7 protein-coding genes and 1 rRNA gene are annotated in these 7,189 nt (G+C 49.5%); 4 read left to right on the top strand and 4 right to left on the bottom strand.

Going from position 1 to position 7,189, the window contains the following annotated elements:
- Nucleotides 1-49: 49 nt before the first annotated feature.
- A 5S ribosomal RNA gene (rrf, locus tag ACFS7Z_RS26710) occupies nucleotides 50-161 on the top strand.
- A gap of 100 nt (nucleotides 162-261) precedes the next feature.
- Here the strand turns inward: rrf and ACFS7Z_RS26715 are convergent.
- Nucleotides 262-1,011 (bottom strand): class I SAM-dependent methyltransferase, encoded by a 750-nt coding sequence (locus ACFS7Z_RS26715; RefSeq protein ID WP_377492361.1) that lies wholly within the window; start codon nucleotides 1,009-1,011, stop codon nucleotides 262-264.
- A gap of 520 nt (nucleotides 1,012-1,531) precedes the next feature.
- Here ACFS7Z_RS26715 and ACFS7Z_RS26720 point away from each other — a divergent pair.
- The 3 genes from ACFS7Z_RS26720 (at nucleotide 1,532) to ACFS7Z_RS26730 (ending at nucleotide 5,231) form a co-directional block, all read left to right on the top strand.
- Nucleotides 1,532-2,329, top strand: coding sequence for a HipA family kinase (locus ACFS7Z_RS26720; RefSeq protein WP_377492364.1), 798 nt, complete (start codon nucleotides 1,532-1,534; stop codon nucleotides 2,327-2,329).
- A complete protein-coding gene (locus ACFS7Z_RS26725) occupies nucleotides 2,307-2,690 on the top strand; it encodes a DUF3037 domain-containing protein (protein ID WP_377492367.1) in 384 nt (127 codons plus the stop codon). Before ACFS7Z_RS26720 ends, ACFS7Z_RS26725 begins: the two co-directional genes overlap by 23 nt.
- Before the next feature lie 345 nt (nucleotides 2,691-3,035).
- On the top strand, nucleotides 3,036-5,231 hold the full coding sequence (locus ACFS7Z_RS26730) for a M3 family metallopeptidase (protein WP_377492370.1): 2,196 nt from the start codon (nucleotides 3,036-3,038) through the stop codon (nucleotides 5,229-5,231).
- Nucleotides 5,232-5,317: 86 nt separating this feature from the next.
- On the opposite strand, the gene ACFS7Z_RS26735 is transcribed toward ACFS7Z_RS26730, so the two are convergent.
- The 3 genes from ACFS7Z_RS26735 to ACFS7Z_RS26745 all read right to left on the bottom strand — a co-directional run.
- On the bottom strand, nucleotides 5,318-6,052 hold the full coding sequence (locus tag ACFS7Z_RS26735) for a hypothetical protein (RefSeq protein WP_377492373.1): 735 nt from the start codon (nucleotides 6,050-6,052) through the stop codon (nucleotides 5,318-5,320).
- Between the two features lie 52 nt (nucleotides 6,053-6,104).
- Nucleotides 6,105-6,932, bottom strand: coding sequence for a ferritin-like domain-containing protein (locus ACFS7Z_RS26740; protein ID WP_377492376.1), 828 nt, complete (start codon nucleotides 6,930-6,932; stop codon nucleotides 6,105-6,107).
- 15 nt (nucleotides 6,933-6,947) lie between these two features.
- Nucleotides 6,948-7,189, bottom strand: a 242-nt coding sequence (locus ACFS7Z_RS26745) for a ferritin-like domain-containing protein (protein WP_377492379.1), incomplete at its 5' end; no start/stop codon positions are given.

Raw genomic sequence — 7,189 nt, forward strand, 5'->3', positions numbered from 1 at the left:
TCAAAACAACTATAAAAACATCATTGCGGCCTGCAATCGCAACAAAGGCAATGGTGGCTATGGCTCCGGTGAGCACCTCTTCCCATCCCGAACAGAGAAGTTAAGCCCGGACGCGCCGATGGTACTGAGGTCACACCCGGGAGAGTAGGTGGCCGCCAACCCCAACAACAAGGCGCCCCCTGTCCCAAACGGCAGGGGGCGCTCTTGCGTTATAGGACCGCTACAATGTGGGGCAGGCTTGATAACTGACTCTCCCCTCTCCTATTCTTCTACCTTCTCATAAAGCAGGAAGTGCTGAATCGGCAGAAAATCCTTTTTATCAGATAGCTGAAAGCCATTGGCACTCAGTTCCTTGTTTACCTGGTTTACGCTCATCTTGTGCAGTTCTTTTATAGGTACCGAGTCGTCTTCGGCCCGGTATTCCAAGAGAAGTAATTTGCCATCTGGTTTCAGAGCTTTATGTATCGCCTGTAGCATCTCTTGCGGATATTCCAGTTCATGGTACACATCAACCATAATTGCTAAATCAAGTGAGGCATCCAGAAGGTTTGGACTCTGATCCCCTCCTTTCACAACCTCTATGTTGGTCAGGCCCAATTCTCTTTTTTTTTCATTTAAAGCGGTTATAAAAGCGTCCTGCACATCTATCGCATACACTTTTCCTTCGGGCACTTTAGGTGCAATCCGGAAGGTATAGTAGCCTGTGCCTGCTCCTATGTCGGCCACTACACTTTGCGGGCTCAGCGACATGTTCTCAATGGCTAAGGCTACGTCTTCCTCTTCCTGGCGTGTATTCCGCTCCAGCCACCCTCCCCCACCGGCACCCATAATCCCTGCTATCTCCCGCCCCAGGTATACCTTGCCTGTCCCATCGGGGTGTGCCTCTTTTGTAGAGTACCCGTCGCTGGTTACCTGTTCTCTCTGTGCTTGGCTGGAGTTGCAGGCAGTCATGCACAGCGACAGCAGAAAAGTATACAGCCAATAGGCTGAAATGGAAGAAGCTATTTTCATAATCTTAATGATGGTAGTTTAGTATTCTGTTCATCTGTAAACCAGGAGCTAGTATTTTTATGTACGTAACAGGTTTAAAATTCAGCAGCAGGTATAGGTGTATTTTTAACCAGGCACCATTGACAAAGGAAGTAAAATTCCGGGGGCAAACGTGGTATCCATGTTCTGCAACAGACCCCCAAACTCATATGCCTGTACCTCTGTGCCTGCTTCACATTCAGGAGTTGAGGTTGTACAGGCAGTAACGAACAAAAGCGGGCAAAATTAAAGGAGCATCAGCTACATGTCTAAAACAGCACCACCCAGTGAGTGCAGCCAAGAGAGACAGGATTTGCCTATATTGCAGGAATAATCCGGCAGGTAAAAGAACACTTTCCTTTTGTACCGTAAAAGCCATAACGAATGCAAAATGGCGTGTCAGGAAGGCTCTGCGGAAGCAGATGTAGCAGGAATTTCGTTAGCCGAAGACTTACCTGTAGCGCGCATTCTTGCTGCATGAGATAAATATATAGGAGCAACTATGAATTTTAGTTTACCTGAACTCCGAACTGTGGAGGTGACGCGTTACGTCACGCCTCTGCGCGAGGGCGGCTCACTGCCTGCCATTGTTGAAGCAGACGATGATTTTTTGTATGTACTCAAGTTCCGTGGTGCAGGCCAGGGAGTGAAAGCGCTCATTGCTGAACTTATTGCCGGTGAACTTGCTCGCGCGCTTGGCTTCCGGGTGCCGGAAATAGTGTTTGCTACCCTCGATGAGAGCTTCGGACGTACCGAGCCAGATGAGGAAATACAGGATTTACTCCGCTTCAGCGAAGGACTCAACTTAGGACTTCACTACTTATCTGGTGCCATCACCTTCGATGCTTTGGTGACAACGATAGATGCGATCCTTGCCTCCCGGATTGTGTGGTTTGATTGCCTGATAACGAATGTAGACCGCACACCCCGCAACACGAACATGCTGATGTGGCACAAGGAACTGTGGCTGATAGACCATGGTGCGTCCTTCTACTTTCACCACTCCTGGCCGAACATGGAGGAACAGGCCCGGCGGCCTTTTGTACAGGTGAAAGATCATGTGCTGCTGCCCCAAGCAAGTGAACTCGAAGCCGTTGACGCAGCCTTTCGCTCCATACTTAGCCCTGAACGTATCCATGCCATAGTAGCCCTGATTCCGGATGACTGGCTTTCCGGCGACTCCCCTTTCGAGTCGGTTGAGGAGCACCGGGCAGCATACGTTCGGTTCCTTGAAACACGACTTGTCCATTCCGAAAATTTTATCAAAGAAGCGCAGCATGCAAGAAAAGCACTTATTTGAGTACGCCGTTATTCGCGTGGTGCCTTGTGTGGAGCGCGAAGAGTTCATGAATGTTGGTGTCATCGTATACTGTGCGTCACAAGGCTTTCTGCAGACGATGTATGAGTTGAATGAAGACCGCCTGTGCGCCTTCTCCCCGTCTATAGATGTGGAGGAACTACAGGAAAGGCTTCAGGCCTTCGAGCGCATTTGCGCAGGTCGCCGGGAAGGCGGAGCAATTGGGCAACTTCCGGTAGCATCCCGTTTCCGCTGGCTTACTGCCGCCCGTAGTACCGTCGTGCAAACATCGCCCGTACATCCGGGCCTGTGCGCCGATCCTCAGGAAACACTTACCCGGCTGTACACGCAATTAGTGAAATAAAGATGCCCTATAGTTGAAGCTTTATTAGGCATCTTCTGTTTTTAGTTGCGTCTCGCCACTGGTGGAGAGCCTGTCCCTTTGGAATGGTCTTTGGTAAGCTTTTTGCACTGTTATGGCTATCTATGATTATAAGAAATTGGATTTTGTACTACTCAGGCTCATGATAATGTTCGTAATCATATAACAGCAAAAGAAGGTAAGTACAGCGAGCATGTTATAAGCTTAAGCTGTAAAGTACTCTCATAAGAGCCTTCATACTGCTGCTTACTTTTAGATATCTTTGTCATTCATAAACACACTAGGGGTCTGAACATGCCCTTTTATTATTCACTTCAATAATCATCAATGGGAAATAGAATTCTGTATACCGGCAAAAAATCAAGCTTGCTTGTGATGCTGGCTTTCGTTGGCTGTACTTCTACTCAAACGCAGGTACCGTCGCAACAAACACAAACTACAATGGAGCAAAAGCAAAACTTTGATAATGCTTTACTGGCTGAGTGGACTGGCCCTTACGGTGGAGTTCCTGCTTTTGATAAGATGAAACTGGCTGACCTGAAGCCTGCCATTGAAAAAGGCATGGAATTACAGTTAGCTGAAATAGATGCCATTGCCAACAATCCTTCGCCTCCCACTTTCGAGAATACCATCGAAGCCATGGAAAGAGCGGGCGAAGAACTGAACAGGGCCTTTACGTACTATGGCATCTGGAGCAGCAATCTATCGTCGCCGGAGTTCAGGGAAATCCAGGCTGAACTGGCTCCTAAGATATCTGAGTTCTCCTCCAAAATTTCGCAGAACGAGAAGCTCTTCCAGCGCATTAAAACGGTATACGAAAACTCTAAGAAGAACCCATTGCCAGCTGATCAGCAGCGTGTGGCACAACTGGTGTACGAAGGCTTTGCCATGGAAGGTGCTGATTTGGATGCCGCCGCCAAAGAGCGCTATGCCGCTATCAACAAAGAGCTATCTTCTCTCTACACCGAGTTCTCAAATAACATCCTGGCAGATGAGGAGAAGTATGTTGTTTACCTGACAAAAGACCAGCTCAGCGGCTTACCAGAGTCTTTCGTAAAGGCTTCGGCCAAAGCAGCAGCTGACCGCGGACAGGAAGGAAAGTATGCCGTTACCAACACCCGATCGTCTATGGATCAGTTCCTGACATACTCTGATGAAAGGGCGCTGAGGGAGAAGGTTTGGAAAAATTACTATTCCCGCGCCGATAATGCGGATGAGAATGATAACAACGAGAACATCGCTAAAATCTTAAAGCTAAGAAATGAGCGTGTTAAGCTGATGGGCTATGACAACTTTGCAGAATGGCGCCTGCAGAACCGCATGGCGAAAAACCCGGAGAATGCCATGGAACTCATGAACGCTGTATGGCCGGCTGCGCTTGCCAGGGTAACAGAAGAAGTGGCTGATATGCAGGCGGTGGCAGATGCCAGTGGCAAAAAGATAACCATCGAGCCTTGGGATTACCGCTACTATGCTGAAAAGGTGCGCAAGCAAAAGTATGACCTGGATTCGGATGAGGTGAAACAGTATCTGCAGCTGGATAACCTGACACAAGCTTTGTTCTTTACGGCGGGTGAGTTGTTTAACTATGACTTTAAACCAGTTCTTGAAGGCTCTGTACCGGTGTATCATGAAGATGTGAAAGTGTGGGAAGTAACTGACAAGACGACTGGCGAGCACATTGGCCTGTGGTACCTTGACCCATTCGCGCGCCAGGGCAAGCGTTCCGGTGCCTGGGCTTCTCCGTACCGTAGCCATACCACATTTGATGGCAAGAAGACAGTACTGGCATCCAACAATTCCAACTTTATTAAGCCAGCTCCGGGTGAGCCGGTATTAGTATCGTGGGACGATGCGACTACTTTTTTCCATGAGTTTGGCCATGCGCTGCACTTTCTGGCTTCGAATGTGAAGTACCCGACACTGAACAGTGGCGTGAGAGACTACACTGAATTCCAGTCGCAGTTGCTGGAGCGCTGGTTGTCTACTGATAAAGTGATCAACCAGTTCCTGAGGCATCATAAAACAAATGAGCCCATGCCGGCTGACTTAGTGGCTAAAATAAAGAAGGCCTCTACCTTCAACCAGGGATTTGGCACAACAGAGTTTTTAGCCTCTGCCCTGATGGATATGAAATTCCATCTGGCTGACCCTGCGGAGATAGATGCTGACAAGTTTGAAAGGGAAACCCTTACTGCCATGAAAATGCCTAAGGAGATTGTGATGCGTCACCGCTCGCCGCACTTTGGGCACGTTTTCTCCGGTGAGGGATATGCTACCGGTTACTATGGCTACCTGTGGGCTGATGTATTGACTTCTGATGCAGCAGAGGCCTTTGAAGAGGCACCAGGCGGGTTTTATGACAAAGAGGTGGCTGCCAGGTTGGTGAAGTACCTGTTTGCCCCTAGAAACTCGATGGATCCGGCAGAAGCTTACCGGTTATTCCGTGGCAGGGATGCAAAGATAGATGCCCTGATGCGTGACCGTGGTTTCCCGGTTCCAGAGCCGCAATCAAAAAAGTAGATAAATTATTTTAAGAATAAAAAAGAAGCGCCCATACAATGTATAGGCGCTTCTTTTGTTTCGGATGATATCTAAGAAACCAAATTTTACTTCATCTCTACCAGTTCACCACAGGCTACCGGAAGCGTTGCCATATACTTTGCGTACTGTACACGATTGCTATTGGCTGGCACAATTGCATTGTTTATGACATACGCACCATGAATCACAATCACACGCTTGTCCAGTTCCAGATCTTTCATGGTCTGGGTGCCGTTATGCATGGCATCGAAAGCAGAAACAAGTGAGCTTGTCATCACCTTTCCACCATAACTGATGGTACCAGCTGAGGTGGCAACAGGGAAGTTCTCCGCAGTCAATGGAACCAGTTTGTCATCCAGCGGAATGAGGATTGGACCGTAGAAAGGCTGCCCCTCCTCCAGTGTCAGGAGCCCGTCGGCGCCTCCTGCGCTTGGCGGCGGACACATGGCATCCTTATCGGCCATGTTCTCCATCACGAAGCCGTGGATGTGCTGCGGGTGCACCATGTTTGGAACAAGCCCTTCTATATCTGTGATTACCTCGAACTCACCGTTTTCTTTCATCATCACCGTCGCAGTGCCAGTCACACCAGAGTTGTTCAGCGGGTTCAACTGCACTTTATACATCTTCATCTCCTTACCAGGCATGTTTCCTCCTCCAGGTATAACACCATCCAGGTCACCCAACTGGTCGCAGCTGGCTAAGAAGAAAGTGCCCATCACGGCAGCTGCAAGCATCTTGGCAGAAGACACAGCTTTTCGCATCATCGTCGTTGAAATCGTTTTAGTATTGTTTTTCATAAATATTTGTGTTTAAAATTATTAATAATTAAAAGTGAATGAATGGTAATATTTAGCTTACGATAAATGGCTTGACGATGTCCAGCACCATCTCCATAGACAGTGGCTCATCCCATGCCTCCCGCACGGCCATCACCGGCACCGTTGTCACTTGTGTGACTTCCACACCCACATGTGTGGTGTTTTTCTCACCGGCGTACACAGCGCTGCTGGCCATCATGAAGGTTCCCCCGAAGCCGTCGATGCCGTCGTAGTCCTCTTCCGTGATCCAGCCTTTCCTGCCGCGGATGCGCCTCACCTGCGAGGCATGCCGTGCCTCCACCGCATGAATCTGAAGCGCCACCTTGAGCAGAGCGTCATTTTCCATCAGGTTCGGTGCCTGCCCTTTATAGGCCCGGACGCCCGTATCCTCAAAAGCCTGCGCCAGGGCCAGGAAGAGCTGGTGGTTGCTGAAAGGACTCGGGAAAACCCCTCCTGCGGTATAATCAAACTTGCTTGGCACGCCCGTCAGGTCTCCGCCCAACGACTGTATCGTTGCCTCCAGCAGCTCCACGTGTATGCGCTCGTGGTCACGGATGGCCATGAACACATTCTCATGCTTGTTCTTCACGACTCCAGCGTCTACTGCCATCTGGTAGAACTGGTACTCGAGCCGCTCAAGGGCCAGGGCAAATTTGAGCACCGCAATCACGTCATGCGCCCGGGCGAAGGCCATCTTCGGCATCATCGTGAAAGCTGCCACCGGCAGGGAGGCAACGGCCACTTTTTTAGTCAGGCTTCCGAGCTTCTTGAAAGCCTCTTTCCTGGACATGTAGATGTCCACTTCTTCTTCCGACTTGTTGTCTAGGCTGAAAGATTCAAAGAGTTTATTAAAATCCATGGTAGTGTCCTCCGGTTAAGCTTTAGGTAAGTTACTCGCGTCAATCTCCGTCACGATGAAAGGGGCTGCCATCTGCAGCACCTGCATCGGTGGTAAAGCCTCATCCAAGCCGTCGCTGATAAAGTCCACAAAAGCATCATTAGGAGCTATAAGGTCATAGATGGCCTCTGCATGCCGCGCCTCCACTGAAACGATTTTACCGGCCACTACCAGGAAATCAGGATTTGTGAGCAGGGGCCCAGCGCCATTATAGGCCG

The sequence above is a fragment of the Pontibacter toksunensis genome (genome assembly GCF_042686245.1).
In the GTDB taxonomy this organism is placed as follows: Bacteria; Bacteroidota; Bacteroidia; order Cytophagales; family Hymenobacteraceae; genus Pontibacter; species Pontibacter toksunensis.